Raw genomic sequence first — 23,981 nt, forward strand, 5'->3', positions numbered from 1 at the left:
TGTTTGGCGCCGATCTAGGGTGTCTCCAGCGGGTTTGCAAAAGCCTGAGCGTTCCCGCAGGAAGGCGTCGTGCGAACCGCTTGCCGCCCTAGTCCGTTGCGACGCCCTCATTGGCGCCAGACCGTTCCGTGACACCGCTGGAACTCTGGGGACGGCCGATCCTGCTCGGTGTGCTCGGCGCGGTGTTCGGCAGTTTCATCGCCACGATCGCGATCCGCTGGCCGGAGGGGCGGGACGTGGCTCGCGGACGCTCCGCTTGCGATTCCTGCGGCACCTCGCTGCGTGCGGCCGAGCTGGTGCCGGTGCTCAGCTATCTCGCGCAGCGAGGGCTATGCCGCCATTGTTCGGCCCGCATCGCGCCGAGTCATTGGGCGACCGAGCTCGTGGGGCTGGCGATCGGCGTGATCGCGGGGCTCGCCGCGCCTGGCCTGGAGGGCACAGCGGGGGCGGTGTTCGGGTGGCTGCTGCTGGCGCTGGCAGCGCTGGACCTTGCAGCATTCTGGTTGCCGAACGGGCTCAACGCAGCGCTTGCGGTCATCGGACTGGGCGTTGGCGCGATGGGTTTTGGCGTACCGCTGACCGCGCGCGTAATTGGTGGCGTCGCCGGTTTTGCGGCGCTTTGGGTGGTCGCGCGGGGCTACAAGACGCTGCGCGGCCGGCAGGGGCTTGGCGGCGGAGATCCCAAACTGTTCGGGGCGATTGGCTGCTGGCTCGGCTGGGAGAATTTGCCACTGGTGCTGCTGGCCGCCAGTCTGATCGGGTTGGCGGTCGTACTGGCGATGCTCGTGGCGGGGCGGCGTGTGCGGGCCAGCGACCGGCTGCCCTTCGGGGTGATGCTGGCCTTGGGGGCTTGGGCGGTGTGGCTGGTTCCGCAGTTGCTCTCCGCGCCGATCGGCACGGGGGCGGACGCGCCGTGGCAGCTGACATCGATAGAGCATTGATCGGCGCCCATTCGCGCGCCAAAAAAAAGGCCGCCCCGGAGGACGGCCTTTGAAAGTCTTAGGAGAGGATGCCTGAAAGGCCCGATCTTTCTGCACCGCAGGAGCATCTGCTGCAAGTGCGAACTGTTACCGGTATCATTGCAAAATTTGCAACCTGCCAACGTTGTCACGTGCGTAAAGGTTAACCAAATCTAAGGGGGCTAGATGACTGCATTGAAATTAAACGACTTTCTTCCGTATCGAATGTCGATTGCCTCCAATGCGGTGTCGGACGCCGTAGCGACCACCTATCGGAACCTTTTCGGCTTGCGCATTCCCGAGTGGCGCCTGGTCGCCGTGCTGGCCGAGGGCGGAGCGATGAGCCAACAGGCGCTGTGCGGCCGGACGCGTATGGACAAGGTGACAGTGAGTCGCGCGGCGATCGGCTTGGTCGAACGCGGGCTGATCGCACGTGCGGCGAATCCGACCGACCAGCGCTCGCACCTCGTCGCGCTCACGCCCGAGGGTTGGCACCTGTACGAGCAGGTCGCGCCCAAGGCCCTTGAGCTGGAGCGGCGGCTGTTCGCCAGTTTCTCCGAGGACGAGAAGGCGCAGCTTGCTGCGATGCTCGGGCGGATCGAAGCGGCGGCTACGGCATTCGACGGGGGTTGATCGCCCCGCGTCGCCTCGCGTAAGCAGGGCGAGCCCTCCCCAGGCGTGTAGCGAAGAACCGCAAGGAGGACTCCGTTGACTGATTATGCCGATCGCGCCGGACTGCAGGTTGCCACGTCGCTGGTGCGCCTCGTCGAGGAGGCGGTGCTGCCGCCGCTCGGCATCGATGGGGACGGGTTCTGGAACGGTGCCGCTGCGATCTTCGCCGAGCATGCCCCGGTAAACCGCGCGCTGCTGGCCAGGCGCGATGCGCTGCAGGCGACGATCGATGCGCGGCTGGCAAGCGGCGCGGCGGCGGACGAAGCTTTCCTCCGCGAGATCGGCTATCTGGTGCCCGAACCCGCGCCCTTCTCCATTGCCACCGACCATGTCGATGCGGAGATCGCCACACTGGCGGGCCCGCAGCTTGTGGTGCCGGCGCTCAATGCTCGCTTTGTCCTAAACGCCGCCAATGCGCGCTGGGGCAGCCTGTACGACGCGCTGTACGGCACCGATGCGATCCCGGGCGAGGCGAGCCCCGGCGGCTATGACCCCGCGCGCGGCGCACACGTAATCGCCTGGGCGCGGGCGTTTCTCGACCAGGTGCTGCCGTCCGCCACCGAAATCGGCAGCACGGCGGAGGGCGCGCGGCACACCATCTACTATCGCGGCGCCAACGGCCTGCATTTCGCGATCGTGCGCGATCCCGGCCACGCGATCGGTCGCGACGATCCCGAGCATGTCGCCGACGTCCTGCTCGAGTCGGCGCTGACGGCGATCATCGATCTCGAGGATTCGGTCGCCGCGGTCGACGCCGAGGACAAGGTGCTAGGCTATGCCAACTGGCTCGGCCTGATGCGCGGTGATCTGGTCGAGACGTTCGCAAAGAACGGCCGCAACCTCACCCGCACGCTGGCCCCCGATCGCGTGCTCGGCAACGGCACCACGCTGCCCGGCCGCGCGGTGCTGCTCGTCCGAAATGTCGGGCATCTGATGACGACCCCGGCGGTGCTGCTGCCCGACGGCAGCGAGGCGCCCGAGGGCATTCTTGATGCGATCGTTACCGGCGCGATCGGGCTGCACGATGTGCGCGGGCTGGGGCGCTTCCGCAACAGCCGTGCGGGCGCGATCTATGTCGTGAAGCCGAAGATGCACGGGCCGGAGGAATGCGCCTTCGCCGATCGGCTGTACGGCGCGGTGGAAGCGCTGCTCGGCCTATCGCCCAACACGATCAAGATCGGCCTGATGGACGAGGAGCGCCGCACCTCCGCCAACCTTGCCGCGTGCATCCACGCGCTGAGGCACCGGCTGTTCTTCATCAACACCGGTTTCCTCGATCGCACGGGCGACGAGATTCACACCAGCATGCGCGCGGGCGCGATGGTGCCCAAAGGCGAGATGAAGGCCGCGCGCTGGATCGCCGCCTATGAGGCGCGCAACGTCCGCATCGGGCTCGATTGCGGGCTGGCCGGGCGCGCGCAGATCGGCAAGGGCATGTGGGCCGCACCCGATCGCATGGCCGACATGCTCGCGCAGAAGATCGCGCACCCGAAAAGCGGTGCCACCACCGCTTGGGTACCGAGCCCTACCGCCGCGACGCTGCACGCGACGCATTACCACCAGATCGACGTCGCCGCCTGCCAGCGCGCGCTGCCCGCCGAAGTGCCGCCGCTCGCCGATCTGCTGACGGTGCCGCTGGCCGAGGGGCGCAACTGGAGCGCCGAGGAGATCGCGCGCGAGCTGGACAACAACGCCCAGGGTATCCTGGGCTATGTCGTTCGATGGATCGACCAAGGCATCGGCTGCTCCAAGGTGCCCGACATCCACGATGTCGGGCTGATGGAGGATCGCGCGACGCTGCGCATCTCCTCGCAGCACATCGCCAACTGGCTGCTCCACGGCGTCGCCACGCCCGACCAGGTCGACGCGGCGCTGCAGCGCATGGCGGCAAAGGTAGATGGGCAGAATGCCGGCGATCCGCTGTACCAGCCGATGGCGGGACGGGAGGCGCAGAGCCTGGCCTTCCAGGCGGCCCGCGCGGTGATCTTCGAGGGGGTCGAGCAGCCGAACGGCTATACCGAGCCATTGCTGCACCGCTTCAGGGCACGCGCCAAGACGCTCGAACCTTGCGTTTGATCGCAAGCGTTGCTTGGAACGACAGAAGCGGGGAGCCAAATCGGCAACGGACCGTTACGGAAGCGGGAGGGCCGGATGCAATCGCGGCTCCCGAAGGAGGCGCGTGGGTAAAGGGGTTCGGGTGGTTTGGGTCGCGGCGCTGGCCGGGGCGGGGTTCGTGCCAGCAATTGCGCATGCCCAGCTGAACGATCCCAAGCCGGGGCAGGGCGCCCCGCAATCCGCGCCGCAAGCGCCCAAGGATGTCACTCCTACCGATCCGCAGCAGGCTGCGCCGATCGTTACCGACAAGGCGTTCGAAGCGGCACTGCCCAAGCTCAGCGACGACATCAACGCGCCGTTGGAGCCGATCGGTGGTTTCCAGAAACCGGCGGCGGCGAAACCGAATGCTGCGCCCCCCGCCGCGCCGACCGCGCCCGCCACGCCGGTGCAGCAGACCCCGGTCGTTGTCGACGAGCAGGGCTTTGCGCCGGCAGGGCCCGAGGCGCCGGAGATGGCCGCGCCGTTGCCGCCGCTCGCCGAGTTCAAGGTGGAGCCGGTCGCCGACACCGCCGACGACGGCGATAAGGCACCCGCCATCCGCTACACCACGGAAGTCGACGGCCTCGCCGAACTGCGGCTCGATGACGAGTTCCGCAGCCTGTCCGCGCTCCAGCACGGCAAGGGCAAAGCGGCCAACGCGGCGATGGTCACCGCCCGCGCCCGCGAGGACGAGAAGCTGGCGCTGCGGCTGCTGAAATCGCTCGGCTATTATGACGGCACCGCCACCTCCTCGATCGCGCAGAATCCGCCCAACTCCGGCAACCTGCGCGCGACGATCATCGCCTCGCCCGGCAAGCTTTACCGGCTGGGCTCGGTTCGGATCGAAAGCGACCCAACGAACCCGCCGGGGCTGCTCGACCGCGAACTGAACCTCAACCCGGGCGATCCCATCCAGGCCGATCGCGTGCTTGGCGCCGAGGCAAATGTCTCGCTGCGCATGCCGCAGCAGGGCTATCCGTTCATCGAGCTCGGTCAGCGTGACATCGTGCTCGACGATGCCACCCACACGGGCGACTATACCCTGCCGGTAACGCTAGGCCCGCGCGCCAGCTTCGGGCAGATCCAGACTGCGGGACGTCGGCAGGTGTTCACGCCCGAGCATATCAACGTCTTCCGGCGATACCGTGAGGGGCAGGTCTACGATAGCCGCAAGGTGGACGATCTGCGCCAGGCGCTGATTGCGACCGGGCTGTTCTCCACGGTGTCGGTCGAGCCGCAGCGCACCGGCAAGCCGGGTCCGGACGGCACCGAGCAGGTCGATTTGCTGGTACGCCAAGTCGCGGGCAAGGCGCGCACGCTGGCGGGCGAACTCGGCTACAGCACCGGCCAGGGCGTCAAGGCGCAGGCGAGCTGGGCACACCGGAACCTGTTCCCGCCGGAGGGCGCGCTGACCGTCAGCGGCATCCTCGGCACGCAGGAGCAGGCGCTGACCACGACCTTCCGCCGCTCCAACGCCGGCAAGCGCGACCGTACCTTCCTGGTCACCGCGTCGCTCAACCACCAGGATTACGATGCGTTCGAGGCGTTCACCAGCACGCTATCTGCGCGTATCTCGCGCGATTCCACGCCGATCTGGCAGAAGCGCTGGACCTATTATTACGGTGCCGAGCTGGTCGGATCGAACGAAGATCGGTACAATTACAGCCTCGGCAAGCGCGATCGGGGCACCTGGCTGATCGCCGCGATCCCAACCTTCCTCGGCTATGACACCTCCGACGACCTGCTCAACCCCACGCGCGGCTATCGCATCAAGGGCAATCTGAGCGCCGAAACCTCCGTGCGCGGATCGGTGCGGCCCTATGCGCGGGCGATGCTGGAGGTGGACGGCTATTACCCTGTCACCAGCAGCATCGTCCTCGCCGGGCGGGTGCGCGCGGGCTCTATCAGTGGCGTGTCGCGCGACGACCTGCCGCCCTCGCGGCGTTACTATGGCGGCGGCGGCGGCTCGGTCCGCGGCTTCGGCTATCAGGAGCTCGGCCCCCGCTCGCCCGACGACAAGCCGGTCGGCGGCCGTTCGTTCAATGAGTTCGGGATCGAGGCGCGCTATCGCTTCGGGAATTACGGCATCGTGCCGTTCCTCGACGCCGGCCAGGTCTATGAGGGCACGGCACCTACGGGCCGCAACCTGCGCTTCGGTGCGGGCATCGGCGGACGGCTCTACACCAATTTCGGCCCGCTGCGCATCGACGTGGCGACGCCGATCGCGCGCAAGAAGAACGAATCCAAGATCGCGCTCTACATTTCGATCGGACAGGCATTCTGATGGTGGACGACGTGCCTGAAACCGAGACCGTGACGGTCGTGCGCACCGGCAAGCCGCTCTGGGTGAAGATCGCCCAGTGGGCGGCGCTGGGGCTGGTCTCGATCGCCGCGCTGGCGGGGCTGGCGGTACTGGGGCTCGATACCCAGCCGGGACGGCGGCTGATCGCGGACCAGCTCGCGCGGCTCAAGCTCGAGTCCGGCCTCGGCTTCCGCATCGGCCGGATCGATGGATCGATCTATGGCGGCATGGTGCTGCGCGACGTGCGGGTGAGCGACACCAAGGGCGTGTTCGCCACCGCGCAAGAGATCAAGCTCGACTGGCGGCCGCTCTCCTATCTCAAGAACCGCATCGACATCCGCAATCTCGAAAGTCCGGAAATCCGGCTGGCGCGACTGCCGGCGCTCAAGCCTTCAGGCGATCCGAACGCGCCGCTGCTGCCCGACCTCAACATCGACATTGCGCGGCTGAACGTCGCTCGGATCGACATCGCGCCAGCGGTGGACGGCCAGCGGCACATCGCGCAGCTGCGCGGGTCGGCGCATCTGTCGGACGGTCGCGCGCAACTGGTCGCCGATGCGGGCACGATCGCGGCACGCGGCGTGGCCGGTGGTGACCGGGTGACGCTCAAGCTCGATGCGGTCCCTGCCGCCAATCGCCTCGACATCGACCTGCGGCTGAACGCCCCCAAAGGCGGCTTGGTCGCCGGTCTCGCCAAGTTGCAGGCGCCGCTGGTGGCCACCGTGCAGGGCGCGGGCGACTGGAAGCATTGGGCGGGTAAGGGCGTCGCGACGCTCGGCGGCGGCAGCCTCGCCGATCTCGACGTGATGGCCGACAATGGTCGCTTCCAGATCCGCGGCATGACGCACCCCGGCCTGTATCTGCAGGGACCGGTCGAGCGGTTAACCGCGCCGGGCCTGCGGCTCGACACCGATTTCCGCTGGGCAGACCGCAAGGCCGACGGCGTGATCAAGCTCAAGTCCGATGCGCTGTCGGCGCAGGCCCAGGGGCTGGTCGATCTCGGCCAAAACCAGTTCCACGGCGTCCATGTCGATGCGCTGCTGCTCAAGCCGGGCACAATCGCGCCCAAGCTGGTCGGCCGCTCGGTGCGCGCCTCGCTGGCGCTGGAAGGCGCCTTCGCGACGCCGATGGTCGACTACAAGCTGTCCGCCGGGGCGATCGGTTTCGGCGAGACGGTGGTCGAACAGCTCTACGCCGAGGGCCGCGCGCGTGTGGACTCGGATCGCATCCTTGTGCCGGTGCGTGCCAAGGCGGCGCGCGTCTCCGGCTTGAATGCCGCCGCAGGTGGGCTGGTCACCAATGTCACGGTTAACGGCGATATTGCCATCTCAGGCAGCCGCATCCTTTCGGACAATCTCCGGCTGAAGTCGGACAAGATCGATGCCACCGCGATCGTCGCCGCCGACATGGCCACGGGTCGCTATACCGGTGCGCTGAAGGGGCGGATCAACGACTATACCATCGCCGGGGTCGGCGTGGTCGACCTCAACACCGATGCCGAGCTCTACACTGCCCCCGGTGGCGGCTGGGGTATTCGCGGCAAGGTCGCGGGGCGGTCGCGGAAGCTGTTCAACGAAGGCGTCCGCAACTTCCTGGGCGGCAACACCGTCGCCTCGGCACGGCTCAACCTCGACCCCCGGGGCGTAATCGGCATCGCCGATGTACGCCTGAAAGCGCCGCAGTTCCGCGTGCTGCGCGGGCAGGGGACGTATGACCCCGCCGGACCGATCCGCATCACGGCCGACGCGGTCTCAGATCAGTACGGGCCGCTCAGTGCGCAGGTCACCGGCACGCTCAACGCGCCGCAGTTGCTGCTGCGGGCGGAAAAGCCGGGGCTGGGCGTGGGGCTTGCCAAGGTGGAGGCCAAGGTGGTTGGCCGCGGCGATGCCTATGCGGTGGTCGCGACCGGCGAGAGCAATTACGGGCCGTTCAACGCCGATGTGCTGGTGCGCACCGGCAAGGCGCTGGCGATCCAGGTCAATGCCGCGCGCTTCGCCGGCATGGACATTGCCGGCCAGCTCCAGCAGACGCCTGTCGGACCGTTCGCCGGCCAACTGACCTTCCGCGGATCGGGCGTCGACGGGATCGCGACGCTAGGCGCCGAGGGCAAGTACCAACGCGCCGATGTGCGGGCGACCGCGGCCAACGCCGCCATCCCTGGTGTCGCGGAGCTGACCATTGGCCGCGCCATCGCCAATGCGAGCATCGTGCTCGCCGAGCAGCCGCAAATCGTCGCCGACGTGCAGATCGCCAACCTCAAGCGCGGTGAGTTCCTGCTGCGCAGCGCGCGCGCCAAGATCGACTATGGCGGCGGCAACGGCACTGTGCAGGCGGTGGCTAGCGGCTCCTCCGGCGTAGCTTTCGACGTCGCGCTGAACGGGCGGATGACGCCGAACCTGTGGACTGCGGCGTTGCAAGGCCAGGCGAGCGGGGTGAAGTTCCGTACGCCACAGGCCGCGCGCATCGCGATCGAGAACGGCACCTACCGCCTGTTGCCGACGCAGATCGACTTCGATCAGGGCAGCGTACGCCTGGCCGGCCGCTATGGCGACGGCACGGTGCTGCAGGCGCGGCTCGATAAGCTCGATCTGGCGATCATCAACGCCTTCGTGCCCGATCTCGGCATTGGTGGTACCGCCACCGGCAGCCTCGACTTCGCCCAGACTTCGGCAGACGCGTTCCCGAGCGCGGACATGCGGCTGGAGATCGACGATCTCACTCGCTCCAGCCTAGCCCGCGTTTCGGCGCCGGTGCATATCAGCATGGTCGGCAAGCTGTTGCCCGACGGCGGCGACCTCCGCGCGTTGATCCGTCGGGGCACGGCCACCATTGGTCGCGTCGTCACGACGCTCCGGCCGCTCGGGCCGGGTGCCGGCAGTTGGACCGAACGACTGATGGCGGCGCCGCTTTCCGGCGGCATCCGCTATAACGGTCCGGCGGCGCTGCCCTTCGCCTTTGCGGGGCTGCCCAACCAGCAGCTCACCGGCGCGATCGGCATGGCGGCGGACTTCACCGGCCGCGTCGATCGCCCGCTGCTCAACGGCGTCGTCCGCGCCGACAACCTGACCTATGACAATGAAGGCACCGGCACCCGGCTGACCAACCTCAAGATCGACGGCCAGTTTTCCAACGACGCCTTCGTGCTGAACCAGGTGACCGCGCGTGCCGGCGACGGCAGCGTCAGCGCCAGCGGCCGGGTCGGCCTTTCCTCCGCGGACGGCTTCCCGATGGCGATCAACGTCAAGCTCGACAACGCCCGGCTGGCACGCAGCGAGGCGCTGGGTGCGACGGCGAGCGGCACGCTCACCATCACCAAGAGCGCCGACGTCCAGAAGATCGAAGGCCAGATCAACATCCCCGAGGCGAACTACCAGATCATCCGCCAGGGCGCGGCCGAGATCCCGGAGTTGACGGGCGTGCGGCGCAAGGGCGATGTCGATCCCAACCAGCAGGCGCAGGCGAAGAAGCCCGCGCGCGCCTTTGGAAATTTCGATCTCGCCATCCGTGTCCGCGCCGATAATCGCCTGATGGTAAGCGGCATGGGCCTGGAATCCGAGTGGCAGGCGAACATCACCATCGGCGGCACCACGCTGAACCCGCAGATCCGCGGCACGATGGAGGTGGTGCGTGGCACCTACAGCTTCGCCAGCCGCCGGTTCGAACTGACCAAGGGCATCATCAGCTTCCAGGGCGCCGAGCTGACCAACCCGACGATCGACATCTCGGCGAACACCACGGCGGAGGGCGTGACGGCGATCCTCAACATCACCGGCACCGCGCAGAAGCCGCAGATCGCGTTCACCTCCAACCCGGCGCTGCCGCAGGACGAGGTGCTGTCGCGGCTGTTCTTCGGCACCAACGTGACCAACCTGTCCGCCACCGAGGCGATCCAGCTGGCCGCGGCGCTCAACTCGCTGCGCGCGACCGGCGGCGGGCTCAACCCGCTCGGCCAGCTGAAGTCGGCGACGGGCATCGACCGCCTGCGCGTGCTGGGTGCCGACGACACCACCGGACGCGGGACCTCGCTGGCGGCGGGCAAGTACATCACGAATAACATCTATATCGAGATCATCACCGATGCTCGCGGCTTCACCGCGACGCAGCTGGAGGTGTCGCTGTCGCGGGCGCTGAGCGTCCTTTCGCAGACGAGTTCGTTCGGCGGATCGGGTGCGACGCTGCGCTACTCGCGGGATTATTGAGGTGGCGTAGGTCCAATAGTCGTGCAACCATGCCTCGCGGAGAGGCAGAAAAGATGCGCGAACATTTCGACGTGCTCGTCGTCGGCGCGGGGATTTCGGGGATCGGTGCGGGCTATCACCTGCAGACGCAGAGCCCCGGTCGCACCTATGCGGTCCTCGAGGGGCGCGAGCGCATGGGAGGTACATGGGACCTGTTCCGCTATCCGGGCATCCGCTCGGATTCGGACATGTACACGCTCGGCTTCCCGTTCCGGCCGTGGACCGATGCCAAGGCGATCGCCGACGGCGACGCGATCCTGCGCTATCTGGTGGATACCGCGCGCGAATTCGGAATCGATCGGCACATCCGCTATCGCCACAAGGTCGTTGGTGCCGCCTGGTCGAGCGAGGAGGCGCTGTGGACCGTCACCGTCGAGGCGGAGGGGCAGACCCGCCAGTTCAGCTGCAGCTTCCTGTTCTTCTGCTCGGGCTATTACAATTACGAGCGCGGCCATCTCCCGGACTTTGCCGGCCGCGAGGCGTTTCAGGGCCGGATCGTCCATCCGCAATTCTGGACCCCGGATATCGATTATTCGGGCAAGCGCGTCGTCGTGATCGGCAGCGGGGCTACGGCAGTAACGCTGGTCCCCGAAATCGCGCGGGAAGCGGCGCACGTCACCATGTTGCAGCGGTCGCCCAGCTATGTCGTGGCGCGGCCCTCGCAGGATCGGATCGCCAACTGGCTGCGGCGCATCCTGCCCGCTAAAACCGCCTATGGGCTGACGCGGTGGAAGAATGTGCTGATCGGCCAGTATTTCTACGGCCTGGCGCGCAAGCATCCGGTCAAGGCGAAGGCGCGGCTGGTGGACATGGTCCGCGGCGAGCTCGACCCAGGCTACGACGTCGCGACGCATTTCACCCCCAGCTATGATCCCTGGGACCAGCGGCTGTGTCTGGTGCCCGATGCCGACCTGTTCGCGGCGATCCGTAGCGGAAAGGCCGATGTCGTCACCGATCGGATCGAGCGGTTCACCCCCGATGGGCTCAAGCTGCAGTCAGGGCGCGAACTGGCCGCGGACCTGGTAGTCACCGCGACCGGCCTCGAAGTGCAGCTGATGGGCGGCGTGCCGGTGACGGTGGACGGCGAAGCGGTCGATTGGTCGCAACGGCTGACCTACAAGGGCATGATGTTTTCCCGCGTGCCGAATTTCGCGATCGCTTTCGGCTACACCAATGCCAGTTGGACGCTGAAGGCGGACCTCACCGCGCGCTATGTCACCCGCCTGCTGGCCGCGATGGCGAAGCGCGGCATGCGGCAGGTGACCCCGCAGCCCTCCGCCCCGGTAGAGCCGCAGCCCTTCCTCGACTTCACCTCGGGCTATGTCCAGCGTGCGCTGCACCTGTTGCCGCGCCAGGGCCATCGTAAGCCGTGGCGGGTGCACCAGAGCTACACCCGCGACCTGCTGGCGCTCAAATATGGCGGGATCGACGACGACATGGTCTTCTCCAATCCCGAGCCTGCCAAGCGCCGGGCCGCCTAGCCGAGCAGGGCACGGGCGGCGGCGACGCCGGTCTTGTAGGCGCCGTGGACGGTCGAGAATTCGGTGGCCGAGCAGGCCTCCCCGGCGAAGCGAATACGCGGGTCGATCGGGGTGCTCAGCACCTGCCGGGCCGAGGCGCGGCCGGGCAGGGCGTGGCTGTAGCCGCCGCGGATATGCGTCTCGCGGCTCCACGAGGATCCCGCGAGCAGCCGCAGCCGTCGCCGCCATTGGCCACCGAGCAGCGCGCACAGTTCCTCGATCGCGAAGTCGGCGGCGCCCTGCAGCCCCCGCGCGGCCAGTTCGCGCGCGCCGTCGCCGCCGAACATTGCTTCGATCACCGGATGCCCAAAGGGGCGGAGCGTGTAGGTGCCGGTGATGACGCTGCGCGGGTCGCCGAGCAGATGCGCGTTCGCCTCCAGCTCTTCGGCCCCCTGATCGATCGCGAGGAACAGCTTGTCGGCCAGACCCAGCGGAAGGGCGGCCGCGGCATGGAGCAGGTCGTCATGGCCCGGGAGCATGATGTCGCCGCGCGCGAGAATGTCGGTGGAGACGGTGACGATGACCTGCGCCGCCTCCAGCGTGCCGCGCGGCGTTTGCAGCTTGAGGCGGACGCTCGAGCCGTCGATTGCGGTGATCGGCGTGGCGAGCGCGGTGCGCAGGCATCCCGCCTGTGCGGTCACCAGCGCGCCATAGCCGGCGGGGACGCGCCAGTCGGTCTCGGTCGCGGCGTCCTCATAGGCGAGATAGTCGGCGATCGAGAGCTTGGCGGTGTCGACGCCGTTGACGAAGCCGCTGATCGCATCGATCCAGGCGCTCCAGCCGCTGTCGGGCACCAGCGCTGCGCCCGCGCGATCGCCCGGCGGCGGATCCTTGCGCAGCCGGGTCTCGAACGCGTCATAGGCTCTGGCAGCCTCGCGCTGTTCGGCCTGCGAGAAGCCCAGTTCGCGCCATTGCTCGCGCCAGCGGGGCAGCGTCTGGTCCAATTCAAAGCCGTGCAGCGCGGCGATCTCGACCCAAGGGTTGTGCTCGGCCGAATGGAGCCAGCCGGCGCCGAGGTCGAGCGCCATGCCGTCGACATGCTCGGTCCGCGCCCGTCCGCCGAGGCGGGTGTCGGCCTCGACCAACAGCACGTCCTTGCCGGCATCGGCCAGGGTACGGGCGGCCCCGATGCCGGCGGCGCCGCCGCCGACCACGATCACGTCGAACTGTTGCATCCCCTGCCGAACGCGCGTCAGGCCGAACGGCTGCGCAGCAAGGCCGATCGCAGGCATTCGCAGACCAGTTCGTCGCGCTGGTTGTGCATCTGGTGCCGCCAGGTGACGATGCCCTGGCCGGGCCGAGACTTGCTGGGGCGCAGCTCGACTACCTCGGAACTGGCGCGCAGCGTGTCGCCCAGGAACACCGGCTTGGGCATCACCAGCTTGTCATAGCCGAGATTGGCGACCAGCGAGCCCGCGGTGGTGTCCGCCACGGTGACGCCGATCATCAGGCTGAACGTATAGGTGCCGTTGACCAGGATCTGGCCGAACTCGGAGGCGCGTGCCGCCTCGGCATCGAGGTGTAGGGGCTGGGTGTTGTGGGTGAGGGTGGTGAAGAGGAGATTGTCGGTCTCCGTCACCGTCCGCCGCAGGGCATGCTCAATGCGGTCGCCCAGTTGCCATTCGTCGAAGAAGCGTGCCATTCAGCCTTCGTCCTCATCGAGCTTGAGCTTGAAGCCGGCATGGCTCTTGGTCCAGCCGAGCTTCTCGTAGAAGCGGTGCGCATCGACGCGGTCGTTGTTGGAAGTCAGCTGCACCATCCGACAGCCCCGGGCGCGGCATGCTGCTACCGCCCACTCTATCATTTGCCCGCCAAGTCCTTGACCACGCACGGAAGAGGCGATGCGCACCGCCTCGATCTGCCCGCGCCAGGCGCCGCGAAAGGCGATGCCGGGTAGGAAGCTCAGCTGCATCGTGCCGATCACCTCGCCGTCGCGCTCGGCGACGATCAGCCGCTGGTTGGGATCGCGATCGATGTCGGCGAAGGCCATCTCGTAGCGCGGGTCGAGCGGCAGCGAGGCATCCTCGCGCCCGCGACTGAGCTCGTCGTCGTCGAGCATCGCGACGATGGCGGGGAGGTCGGCAAGGGTGGCGTCGCGGAAGATCATGCCGCCTTCTCCACGCGGACGAGCAAGCTGCCTTCGGTGACCTGCCCGCCCGCGGTGACCGGGAGTTCCGCAACGGTGCCGTCGAACGGCGCGGTGAGGGCGTGCTCCATCTTCATCGCCTCCAGCGTGACGAGCCGCTGGCCCTTGGTGACCTGCGCGCCGGGAGCCACGTCCACGGCGGTGATGCGGCCGGGCATGGGGGCGAGCAGGGCGCCGTCGGCGGCGGTGCCGATGCTTTCTGCACCGGCAGAAGCCGGAAATGCGAAGCGGTGGGGGGCGTTGCTCTCTTCGGCTTGTACCCAGACGCTGTCGCCATCGATGTCATAGCGATGCGGCTCGACAGGGCCGGTTGCATCCAAATCGATATCGGTGGTCTTGCCGTCGACTGCAATTCGCACGGTATGGTGTGGGGCTGCGTTCAGACGGAAACCGAACAACGGGTTCCAGCGCGTGCCAGAGGAGACGACCCACTCGCGATTACCTCTGCCGGATAGGACGGGCTGTTCGGCCACACCCTTTTCCGGCGAGGCCAGAAGAAGCAGCGCGCCGGCAGAGAGCAATCGTGCGTCTGGTACTTCACGCTCGATCAGGCTGTCTAGCTTGCGCTCGATCAAGCCGGTGTCGATCAGTCCGTCCGCAAACTCGGGGGTTTGGAGCAGGCGAGCCATGAACTCCGCGTTGGTACGAACGGGCTGAACCCGAACGTCCTTGCAAACATCAGCAAGCTGCATCCGGGCTTCGGTGCGATCGTGGCCAGTCGTTATCAGTTTCGCGATCATGGGATCGTAGAATGCACTGACGCTAGCGCCTTCGGTGACGCCGGTTTCGATCCGCGCACCGTGCGGCAGCATGAAATACTCCAGCGTGCCGATAGATGGCAAAAACCCTTTGGCCGGATCCTCGGCATAGAGCCGCGCTTCCATCGCCCAGCCGTTAATCGCCAGCTCCTCCTGCCGCTTGGGCAGCGGCTCGCCGCTCGCCACGCGGAGCTGCCATTCCACCAAATCCTGCCCGGTGATCTCCTCGGTAACCGGATGCTCGACCTGCAGCCGGGTGTTCATTTCCATAAACCAGATTCGGTCGGCGCGCAGGCCTTCGCTGGCGTCAGCGATGAACTCGATCGTGCCGGCGCCGACATAGTCGACCGCCTTGGCCGCGCGCACTGCCGCCGCGCAAATCGCTTCGCGCGTCTCGGCGTCCATGCCGGGGGCGGGGGCTTCCTCGATCACCTTCTGGTGGCGGCGCTGGAGCGAGCAGTCGCGCTCGAACAGGTGAACGACATTGCCGTGCGTGTCGCCGAACACCTGCACTTCGATGTGGCGGGGCGAGAGGATGTATTTCTCCAGCAGCACCCGATCGTCGCCGAAGGAGGAGGCCGCCTCGCGCTTGCAGCTGGCGAGCGCGTCGGCGAACTCGGCAGCACTTTCCACCCGCCGCATGCCCTTGCCGCCGCCGCCCGCCACCGCCTTGATCAGCACCGGATAGCCGATCGCATCGGCTTCGGCCTGGAGCCGCTCGGGGCTCTGGTCCTCGCCGAGATAGCCCGGGGTGACCGGAACGCCTGCCGCGATCATCCGCGTCTTGGCGGCGTCCTTGAGGCCCATCGCGCGGATGCTGTCCGGCTTGGGTCCGACCCAGACCAGCCCGGCGGCGAGCACCGCCTCGGCGAACTCGGCGTTTTCCGAAAGGAAGCCATAGCCTGGGTGGATCGCCTCGGCCCCGGTTGCCTTGGCCGCCGCTATGATTTTCTCGCCGACCAGATAGCTCTCGCGCGCCGGGGAGGGGCCGATATGCACGGCCTCGTCGGCCTGGCGGACGTGGAGCGCGTTCGAGTCGGCGTCCGAATAGACTGCGATCGTGCGCAAACCCATCGCGCAGGCGGTGCGGATGATGCGGCAGGCGATTTCGCCGCGATTGGCGATGAGCAGCGATTTCAGCATGATAGGCGCTCCCGAACCGCGCAAACTTCACGAAGCTCGCGCATGTCGATGAAGAAAATAACGGTGGGTTGCGGTTCGCTGGCCATGGCCGAGCCTAGGCAGATTCCGCTGGTGTAGGACAGCCCGTCACGGGTGGCGCTCCGGGAAACCGTGGCGGGTATGGAGCGCGGCGAGCACCCCCTCGATGTTGTTGACGAAGCCGCCCTCGGCAAAGGCGAGCGCGGGGAGGTTCTGGTTTGCCTCGCCCAGGCGCGCCACCACCGCCGCGCGCGGGCGGGGCCAGGCGACGCGCACCACCTCGATGGCCGCGGCGCGCTCCGGGAAGGCGGCGAGCAGGCCCTCCACGGTGATGCAGTCCTTGCAGTAGAAGCGCCGCGCGCCGCCATAGGCCGGGTCGGCCCAGTCGGTGTCGAGGACGAACAGCGTGTCCCGGCTCATTCGGCGCATCCCGTGGTGCGCGAGGTCCAGGCGAGGCTGGCGATCTTCCAGGCGCCGTTCTCGCGCACCAGGCTGAAATGATCGGTGCCGCAGTGATGCACCTTGCCGTTCAGCCGGAATACGTACGGCGCCCAGACCATCGCGAGATCCCCGTCGATCTCCACCGCGGGGCTGGAGATGCGCTCGTCGAACGTCTCCGGGCCGGACTGGAAGCGGGCGAGCAACTCGGCGTTGGTCAGGGTGCGGACGGTGCCGGGGCCATCGGCCGCGTCGGTGACGATCGTCGCGCTGGCGCTCGGGAGAAGGACGGCGCCGATCACCGCGGCATCGCGCGTGTTGATCCCGCCCAGCAACTTGTCGACCGTCGCGAGCACGGCGCGCTCGTCGCTGCCGTCGGGCGGGGCGAGTGGGTTGGCGGGCGGCAGCTTCGTCGGTGAAGGAACGCTGTGGGTCGGATTTGCAGCGGGCTGCGGCAGACCTGCAGTTTGCGCGGCAAGGGTAAAAGCAATGAAAGACAATAGCATGGATCAGTCTCTGCAATCTGGTTCTGAGGACATGCGTGCGCGCTTCCTCACATCCGGAACACGCCGAACTGCGGGCGCTCCGGGATCGGTGCGTTGAGCGTTGCCGCCAGCGCGAGGCCGAGCACGTCGCGGGTCTGCGCCGGATCGATGATGCCGTCGTCCCACAGCCGCGCGGTGGCGTGCCAGGGGTTGCCCTCGTCCTCGTATTTCTGGCGGATCGGTGCCTTGAACGCTTCCGCTTCCTCCGGCGACCAGTTGGCCGCATCGCGGTGGACCGTGGCCAGCACGCTCGCCGCCTGCTCGCCGCCCATCACGCTGATCCGGCTGTTCGGCCAGCTGAACAGGAAGCGCGGGGAGTAAGCGCGGCCGCACATGCCGTAATTGCCCGCGCCGAAGCTGCCGCCGATCAGGATGGTGAGCTTGGGCACGGTCGCCGTCGCCACCGCCGTCACCAGCTTTGCGCCATGTTTCGCAATGCCTTCCGCCTCATACTTGCCGCCGACCATGAAGCCGGAGATGTTCTGGAGGAAGAGCAGCGGAATGCGGCGCTGGCAGGCGAGCTCGATGAAATGCGCGCCCTTCTGCGCGCTTTCGGAGAACAGCACGCCGTTGTTGGCGAGGATCGCGACCGGCATGCCCCAGATATGCGCGAAGCCGCAGACCAGCGAGCTGCCGTAGAGCGCCTTGAATTCGTGGAACTCCGAGCCGTCGACCAGCCGCGCGATCACCTCGTGCACGTCATAGGGCGCCCGGACGTCGGCGGGGAGGATGCCGTACAGCTCCTCCGGCGCATATTTGGGCGGGCGCGGGTCCTTCAGCGCGATGTCGGGCACGCGATCGGCGGGGAGGTGGCTGACGATGTCGCGGACGATGGTCAGCGCATGCTCGTCATTCTCGGCGAGGTGATCAACCACACCCGAGCGGCGGGCATGGAGGTCGCCGCCGCCCAGGTCTTCGGCGCTGATCTCCTCGCCCGTTGCCGCTTTCACCAGCGGCGGGCCGGCGAGGAAGATCGTGCCCTGGTTGCGGACGATCACGCTTTCGTCGGACATGGCGGGGACATAGGCGCCGCCCGCGGTGCAACTGCCCATCACGCAGGCGATCTGCGGGATGCCCTGCGCGGACATGTTGGCCTGGTTGAAGAAGATGCGGCCGAAATGATCCTTGTCCGGGAATACCTCGGCCTGGTGGGGCAGGTTCGCGCCGCCGCTGTCGACCAGATAGATGCAGGGCAGGCGGTTGGCCTCGGCGATCTCCTGCGCGCGGAGATGCTTCTTCACCGTCATCGGGTAGTAGGTGCCGCCCTTCACGGTGGCGTCGTTGCAGACGATCATGACCATGCGGCCCGAGACGCGGCCGATGCCGGCGATCCCCCCCGCGCCGGGGACTTCGCCGTCATAGAGGTCGCAAGCCGCGAGCTGGCCGATCTCGAGGAACGGGCTGCCGGGATCGAGCAGCCGCTCGACGCGCTCGCGGGGGAGCAGCTTGCCGCGCGCGACATGCTTGGCGCGGGCGGACTCGCTGCCGCCGAGCGCGGCCTGCGCGACATCGGCGCGGAGCTTCTCCGCGAGGGCGCGGTGGTGCGCCGCCTGGGCGCGGAACTGGTCGCTGTCGGGGTTGACCTGCGTGGGAAGAACGGGAGCAGACATCGTAGGTTACGCCGCCCCCAGCAATTCGCGGCCGATCAGCATGCGGCGGATCTCGTTGGTGCCCGCGCCGATGTCGAGCAGCTTGGCGTCGCGCAGGAAGCGTTCGACCGGCCAGTCCTTGGTATAGCCGGCGCCGCCCAGCGCCTGCACTGCCTCGCCCGCCACGCGGAAGGCGTTCTCGCTGGCGAGCAGGATCGCGCCCGCTGCGTCGAAGCGCGTCGTCTTGCCGGCATCGCAGCTGCGCGCCACGGCATAGACATAGGCGCGCGCCGAGTTGAGCGCGACATACATGTCGGCGATCTTGGCCTGCATCAGCTGGAAGCTGCCGATCGCCTGGCCGAACTGCTTGCGCTCGCGCAGGTACGGCAGGACCACGTCGAGGCACGCCTGCATGATGCCGAGCTGGATGCCGGCGAGCACGGTGCGCTCATAGTCCAGCCCGCTCATCAGCACCGCGACGCCGCCGTTGACCGGGCCCATGACGTTCGCCTCGGGCACTTCGCAATCGGTGAACACCAGTTCCGAGGTGGGCGAGCCGCGCATGCCCATCTTGTCGATCTTCTGGCCGATCGCGAAGCCGGGCATGTCCTTCTCGATGAGGAAGGTGGTGATGCCGCGCGAGCCTTCGCCGGTCTTGGCGTAGACGACGAGGGTGTCGGCATAGGCCGCGTTGGTGATCCAGAATTTGGTGCCGTTGAGCACATAGCCGCCCTGGACCTTCTCGGCCTTGAGCTTCATCGAGACGACGTCTGAGCCGGCGCCCGCCTCGGACATGGCCAGGCTGCCGACATGCTCGCCCGAGATCAGCTTGGGGAGATATTTGGCCTTCTGCTCGGCATTGCCCCAGCGCGCGATCTGGTTGACGCAGAGGTTGGAGTGCGCGCCGTAGCTGAGGCCGATCGAGGCCGAGGCGCGGGCGACTTCCTCGCAGGCGATGACATGCTCGAGATAGCCGAGCCCCAGGCCGCCATCCTCTTCGGGAACGGTGATACCGTGCAGGCCCAGCTCGCCCATCGCGGCCCAGAGTTCGTCGCGCGGGAACCAGTCCTCCGCGTCGATCCGTGCGGCGAGCGGGGCGATCTTGTCGCGGGCGAAGCGCGCGGTGGTGTCGCGGATCATGTCGGCGGAATCGCCGAGGGCGAAGTCGAAATCCGGGGTCATGCTTGTTCCTCTCCAACGGTCACGATCATGCCGTCGATTGTCGTTACGGGCCATGGAAGCAGTCGCGCGCCGACGCAAGGGCCGCCGACGCATCGGCCCTCCTCCACGGTGTAGAGCGCGCCGTGCCAGCTGCACTGGATATGGGTGGCGTCGGGGGTGAGATAGGCGTCGAGCTGCTGGGTCAGCGGGACGGGCATATGGGCGCAGCGATCGACATAGCCGAAGACCTGCGTGCCGCGGCGGACGACGAAGCCGTGGAACCGGCCGGCGCGCATCTCCAGCACGAAGTTGCGGGCGGTGCCGTCGGGGATCAGGTCGAGCGGGCCGAGCTTCACACCGGCGGGGGTAGTCGTCAGTCGCTCGGTCATGCTGGGCGCGATACTTCCAAGTCTGCGTTCCCCTTCCGCTTGCGGGAGGGGCTGCACCGTCTTAGCGCTGCTTCCACGTCGTTCCCTCCCCCGACCCCTCCCGCAAGCGGGAGGGGAGCGCAGGTTGCAGCGGTCGAAGAGATCACGGCAGCTGTGCCTTGGGGAAGCCTTCCCACACCGCGTCATAGTCCGGCTGGGCGTGGGCGAGCGCGTGCTCGGTCGGGCGGTAGGGCCAGCAGGTCTCGACCATGAACGCCATGGTGCCCTCGATCTTGTGCGGCTTGAGCTCTGCGTTCGTAGCGCCCCGCCAGCTGGCGACGTCGGGGCCGTGGCCGGCCATCAGGTTGTGGAGCGACAGGCCGCCCGGCGCGAAGCCCTCGGCCTTGGCGTCGTAGGCGCCGTGGATCAGGCCCATCGCCTCGCTCATCACGTTGCGGTGGAACCAGGGCGGGCGGAACGTGTCTTCCGCCACCATCCAGCGCGGCGGGAAGATCACGAAATCGGCGTTCGCGCGGCCGGCCACGGTACTGGGCGAGGTGAGGACGGTAAAGATCGAGGGATCGGGGTGGTCGAAGCTCACCGTGTTCATCGTGTTGAACCGGGCGAGATCGTAGCGATAGGGCGCGAGGTTGCCGTGCCATGCCACCACGTCAAGCGGGCTGTGGGGCAGGGTGGTTATCCACAGACTTGCCAACGACTTCTGCACAAGCGCGAACGGTTCGTCGCGATCCTCGAACCAGGCGGCGGGGGTCTCAAAATCGCGCGGGTTGGCGAGCCCGTTGGCACCGATCGGGCCGAGATCGGGCAGACGGAAGGGCGCGCCGAAATTCTCGGCGACATAGCCGGCGGCGCTGCCCCCGGGCAGCAGCACGCGGAAGCGGACGCCGCGGGGGATCACCGCGATCTGGCCGGGCGAGATGTCGATCCGGCCGAGCTCGGTCAGCAGCGTGAGCGCCCCTGCCTGGGGAATGAACAGCAGCTCGCCGTCGGCGTTGACGAAGGCACGTGCGTCCATGTCGCGATTGGCGCCGTAGCGGTGGACCACCACGCCTTCGAGATCGGCAGGGTCACGGGTGGCGAGCATCGTCTCCATGCCGTCGATCCAGTCGACCGGCGCGGCGGGGGCGGGGATCGGGTCCCAGCGCAGGCGATTGGGCGCGAGCGGCTTGGCCGGGGTGTGCGGCGAGAAGCGCGGGGCACCGTCATAGGGCCGGTAGGGCGGATGCTCGGCGCTGGGGCGCAGCCGGTAGAGCCAGCTGCGGCGGTTCTCGGCGCGCGGCGCGGTAAAGGCGGTGCCGGAGAGCTGCTCGGCATAGAGGCCATAAGGCGGCCGCTGCGGGCTGTTGCGGCCGATCGGCAGCGCGCCAGGTACCGCTTCGGTGGAGACGTGGTTGCCGAAGCCGGGGAAATAGGTGGTCACGGGGTTCGTCCTCTCCAGCACGCCTCCCCCTTGTGGATCAGGTCGGGAGGGGGACATTCGGTGGGGCCGGGGTATGCCATCGTTCCTGCGGCGGCACCCCCGGCTCTCTCCCTCTCCGAACTGGTCAGGCGTCGACCTTGATCACGCCGCGGCGGATCTGGTCCAGCTCGATGCTCTCGAACAGCGCCTGGAAATTGCCGTTGCCGAAGCCTTCATTGCCCTTGCGCTGGATGATCTCGAAGAAGATCGGGCCGAACATCGTCTCGGTGAAGATCTGGAGCAGGATGCCCTCGTTGTTCTCCACCGAACCGTCGATCAGGATGCGGTTCTTGCGCAGCCGCTCGATATCCTCGCCGTGACCGGGGACGCGCTTGTCGATCAGCTCGTAATAGGTCTCGATCGTGTCCTGCAGCCGCACGCCGCGGGCGCGGAGGCGCTCGACCGTGTCGTAAATGTCGTCGGTGGTCAGCGCCAAATGCTGGATGCCTTCGCCATTATATTCGCGGAGGAATTCCTCGATCTGGCTGTTGTCGTCCTGGCTCTCGTTGAGCGGGATGCGGATCGCCTTGTCGGGGGCGATCATCGCCTGGCTGAACAGGCCGGTCGCCTTGCCCTTGATGTCGAAATACTTCTGCTCCTCGAAGCCGAAGAGCGTGCGGTAGAACTCGCTCCACACGCGCATCTGACCGCGGCGGACATTGTGGGTGAGGTGGTCGAGCAGGTCGAGCCCGACACTGTTCTCGGCCTCTGCCTCGCGCCAGCCGGGGAACTCGGCCCAGTCGGCATAGAGGTCGCTGCCGTCCTGGATGAAATAGAGATAGGAGCCGCCGATGCCCTGGATGACGGTGTCGTCCTCATCAGTAGGCTTGCCGCCATGGGCGAGCGCCCATTCCATCGCCTTCTTGGGGTCCGATACGCGGAACGCCATCGCACTGGCCGAGGGGCCATGCTCGCCGCGGAACGCCGCAACGCGGCCGGCATCGTCGCGGTTGAGCATCAGGTTGATGCGGCCCTGCTTGTAGCGGGTGATGTTCTTGCGCGGATGGCGATGGGTGGGGACGAAGCCCAGCTGCTCGAACTGACGCGCCATCGCGTCCGGATCGGGCGAGGTGAACTCGACGAACTCGAAGCCGTTGAGGCCGAGCGGATTGGCGGTATCGGTCATGGCCGACCTAATACCCCAACTCCCGATTTAGTGTCAAATGTTACCAGTTCGTCACAGTCCCTCGCCGCCGACCCAATGCGCGTTGGAGAGGCGGCGGGCGACGGCCCAGGTCTGGGTGCGGATGTCGGGCACCGCGACGATCTCCCAGAAGGCGCCGCGAGTCATCGGCCCGAGCGCGTAGAGGTTCGCGTTGGCGCGGCCATCGGCGGCGATGGTCTGACCCTGGTTGTCGACGTCGATGCCGATATGCGCCGGGTCCGGGCGGATCACGCCGCGGGCGGCGAGGCGCTGGAGCAGCGGCTCGCGACTGCGGGCGAGGTCGCCGAGCGGTCCGGTGCAGTTGACGATGCGCTGGGCTAGGATCGTCTCCGGCACCTCCTGCCCGCGTGGGCGTAGGGTGACGGCGATCCCGTCCGGGGCTTCGACGAAGCCCAATGTCTTGGCGGCGCGGACTTCCAACTGGCCGCGATCGATCAGCGCCTGCAGCCGGGCGTGGACCTCGGGCGCGAGGCGGTGGCGATGGACGTCCCACCAGGGGCGGAGATGGCGAAGGAAGCGCGCACGCTCGTCCTCCCTGGCATTGGCCCACATCGGCTGGGTGAAGGGGCGGAGCTCGTCGACCGCGTTGCGCCAGCCGACCTGCTCGGCGCGGTCGCGGACGGCGCGGACCAGTGCAGATGCCTTGGTGCGGGGGCGTTCGCGGAGCTTGTCCCAGTCCTGCCCCGGGCCATGCGGGCGGGGGAGCAGGCCGCGGCGTGACACCGCGACGATCTTGCCGCCGAACCCGCGCGCCTCCAGCAACAGCGCCACGTCGACCATGGTGAGGCCGGTGCCGATCACCAGCACGGTATCGTCGTCCGACAGACCCTCGGGGACGCTCGGGTCCCAGGGATCGCCCTTGTAGCGTTCGGCGGAAAGCGTGGCGGGGTCGAGCCCCGGCGGATCGTGGGGCGGCAGATTGCCGACGGCGAGCACGGCGGCATCGGCGCGCAGCATGCCGTCGGACAGCTGGAGCGTCGCGCCGTCGGCGTCGAAGGTCACGTCCTCCACTTCGCCGCGGACGAGGCGCAGGCGATCGGGATAGCGGGCGAGCGCCTGCTCCAGCATCTCGCGGAGATATTCGCCGTACACCCGGCGCGGCACGAAGCTGGTCGCGGCATTCTCGACACCGCGCGCTTCCAGCCAGCGGACCAGATGCCCCGGATCGTCGGGAAAGGCGCTCATGTTCGCGGCGCGGACGTTGAGCAGGTGGGAGGGATGGGCAGCGCCATAGGCGAGCCCGGTGCCCGCCACCGGCGCGCGCTCGATCAGCGTCGCGCGCGGGCCTTCGTGGCGGATGAGGTTGATCGCCTGGAGCGTGCCCGAAAAGCCCGCGCCGATAATGGCGACGTGTTCGATCATGGTTGCGGCTCCCCCGATGCCGG

Annotated in this window: 18 protein-coding genes; 6 read left to right on the forward strand and 12 right to left on the reverse strand. The window is 67.7% G+C overall.

Features of this window, described 5'->3' with window-relative positions; genetic code table 11:
* The first annotated feature begins 137 nt into the window (after window positions 1–137).
* The 6 genes from ABIC35_RS17690 (at window position 138) to ABIC35_RS17715 (ending at window position 11,746) form a co-directional block, all read left to right on the forward strand.
* A complete protein-coding gene (locus ABIC35_RS17690; protein WP_121079347.1) occupies window positions 138–941 on the forward strand; it encodes a prepilin peptidase in 804 nt (267 codons plus the stop codon).
* Between the two features lie 204 nt (window positions 942–1,145).
* Window positions 1,146–1,592 carry a MarR family winged helix-turn-helix transcriptional regulator gene (locus tag ABIC35_RS17695; RefSeq protein ID WP_121076728.1) on the forward strand — a complete coding sequence of 149 codons (447 nt, stop codon included), beginning with the start codon at window positions 1,146–1,148 and terminating at the stop codon, window positions 1,590–1,592.
* A 75-nt stretch (window positions 1,593–1,667) separates the two neighbouring features.
* A complete protein-coding gene (locus ABIC35_RS17700) occupies window positions 1,668–3,707 on the forward strand; it encodes a malate synthase G (RefSeq protein ID WP_121076730.1) in 2,040 nt (679 codons plus the stop codon).
* A 103-nt stretch (window positions 3,708–3,810) separates the two neighbouring features.
* Window positions 3,811–6,009 (forward strand): autotransporter assembly complex protein TamA, encoded by a 2,199-nt coding sequence (locus ABIC35_RS17705; protein ID WP_354278538.1) that lies wholly within the window; start codon window positions 3,811–3,813, stop codon window positions 6,007–6,009.
* On the forward strand, window positions 6,009–10,226 hold the full coding sequence (locus ABIC35_RS17710) for a translocation/assembly module TamB domain-containing protein (RefSeq protein WP_121076732.1): 4,218 nt from the start codon (window positions 6,009–6,011) through the stop codon (window positions 10,224–10,226). The genes ABIC35_RS17705 and ABIC35_RS17710 overlap by 1 nt, the downstream gene beginning before the upstream one ends.
* A gap of 53 nt (window positions 10,227–10,279) precedes the next feature.
* Entirely contained in the window at window positions 10,280–11,746 is a 1,467-nt protein-coding gene (locus ABIC35_RS17715) for a flavin-containing monooxygenase (RefSeq protein WP_121076734.1), read from the forward strand.
* Here ABIC35_RS17715 and ABIC35_RS17720 read toward each other — a convergent pair.
* The 12 genes from ABIC35_RS17720 to ABIC35_RS17775 all read right to left on the reverse strand — a co-directional run bounded on the left by ABIC35_RS17720 (window position 11,743) and on the right by ABIC35_RS17775 (window position 23,958).
* A complete protein-coding gene (locus ABIC35_RS17720; protein WP_354278539.1) occupies window positions 11,743–13,017 on the reverse strand; it encodes a flavin monoamine oxidase family protein in 1,275 nt (424 codons plus the stop codon). The two genes, ABIC35_RS17715 and ABIC35_RS17720, sit on opposite strands and share 4 nt — an antisense overlap.
* Window positions 12,978–13,427 (reverse strand): MaoC family dehydratase, encoded by a 450-nt coding sequence (locus ABIC35_RS17725; RefSeq protein WP_121076736.1) that lies wholly within the window; start codon window positions 13,425–13,427, stop codon window positions 12,978–12,980. Before ABIC35_RS17725 ends, ABIC35_RS17720 begins: the two co-directional genes overlap by 40 nt.
* A complete protein-coding gene (locus ABIC35_RS17730; RefSeq protein ID WP_121076738.1) occupies window positions 13,428–13,892 on the reverse strand; it encodes a GNAT family N-acetyltransferase in 465 nt (154 codons plus the stop codon).
* On the reverse strand, window positions 13,889–15,832 hold the full coding sequence (locus ABIC35_RS17735; protein WP_121076740.1) for an acetyl/propionyl/methylcrotonyl-CoA carboxylase subunit alpha: 1,944 nt from the start codon (window positions 15,830–15,832) through the stop codon (window positions 13,889–13,891). The genes ABIC35_RS17730 and ABIC35_RS17735 overlap by 4 nt, the downstream gene beginning before the upstream one ends.
* A gap of 126 nt (window positions 15,833–15,958) precedes the next feature.
* On the reverse strand, window positions 15,959–16,270 hold the full coding sequence (locus ABIC35_RS17740; protein ID WP_183049372.1) for a DUF3088 family protein: 312 nt from the start codon (window positions 16,268–16,270) through the stop codon (window positions 15,959–15,961).
* Window positions 16,267–16,794: a nuclear transport factor 2 family protein gene (locus ABIC35_RS17745; protein WP_121076744.1), complete on the reverse strand. Its 528-nt coding sequence runs from the start codon at window positions 16,792–16,794 to the stop codon at window positions 16,267–16,269. The genes ABIC35_RS17740 and ABIC35_RS17745 overlap by 4 nt, the downstream gene beginning before the upstream one ends.
* A gap of 47 nt (window positions 16,795–16,841) precedes the next feature.
* Entirely contained in the window at window positions 16,842–18,443 is a 1,602-nt protein-coding gene (locus tag ABIC35_RS17750; protein ID WP_121076746.1) for a carboxyl transferase domain-containing protein, read from the reverse strand.
* A gap of 6 nt (window positions 18,444–18,449) precedes the next feature.
* Window positions 18,450–19,604, reverse strand: coding sequence for an isovaleryl-CoA dehydrogenase (locus tag ABIC35_RS17755; protein ID WP_121076748.1), 1,155 nt, complete (start codon window positions 19,602–19,604; stop codon window positions 18,450–18,452).
* Entirely contained in the window at window positions 19,601–19,972 is a 372-nt protein-coding gene (locus ABIC35_RS17760) for a Rieske (2Fe-2S) protein (RefSeq protein WP_121076750.1), read from the reverse strand. The genes ABIC35_RS17755 and ABIC35_RS17760 overlap by 4 nt, the downstream gene beginning before the upstream one ends.
* A gap of 142 nt (window positions 19,973–20,114) precedes the next feature.
* A complete protein-coding gene (gene hmgA, locus ABIC35_RS17765; RefSeq protein WP_121076754.1) occupies window positions 20,115–21,392 on the reverse strand; it encodes a homogentisate 1,2-dioxygenase in 1,278 nt (425 codons plus the stop codon).
* Between the two features lie 124 nt (window positions 21,393–21,516).
* The gene (gene hppD, locus ABIC35_RS17770; protein WP_121076756.1) at window positions 21,517–22,557 is read right to left on the reverse strand and encodes a 4-hydroxyphenylpyruvate dioxygenase; all 1,041 of its coding nucleotides are present in this window, start codon (window positions 22,555–22,557) and stop codon (window positions 21,517–21,519) included.
* A gap of 51 nt (window positions 22,558–22,608) precedes the next feature.
* Window positions 22,609–23,958, reverse strand: a complete 1,350-nt coding sequence (locus tag ABIC35_RS17775) for an FAD/NAD(P)-binding protein (RefSeq protein ID WP_121076758.1) — start codon at window positions 23,956–23,958, stop codon at window positions 22,609–22,611.
* Between the last annotated feature and the right edge of the window lie 23 nt (window positions 23,959–23,981).

The organism is Sphingomonas trueperi, from assembly GCF_040545965.1.
In the GTDB taxonomy this organism is placed as follows: Bacteria; Pseudomonadota; Alphaproteobacteria; order Sphingomonadales; family Sphingomonadaceae; genus Sphingomonas; species Sphingomonas trueperi_C.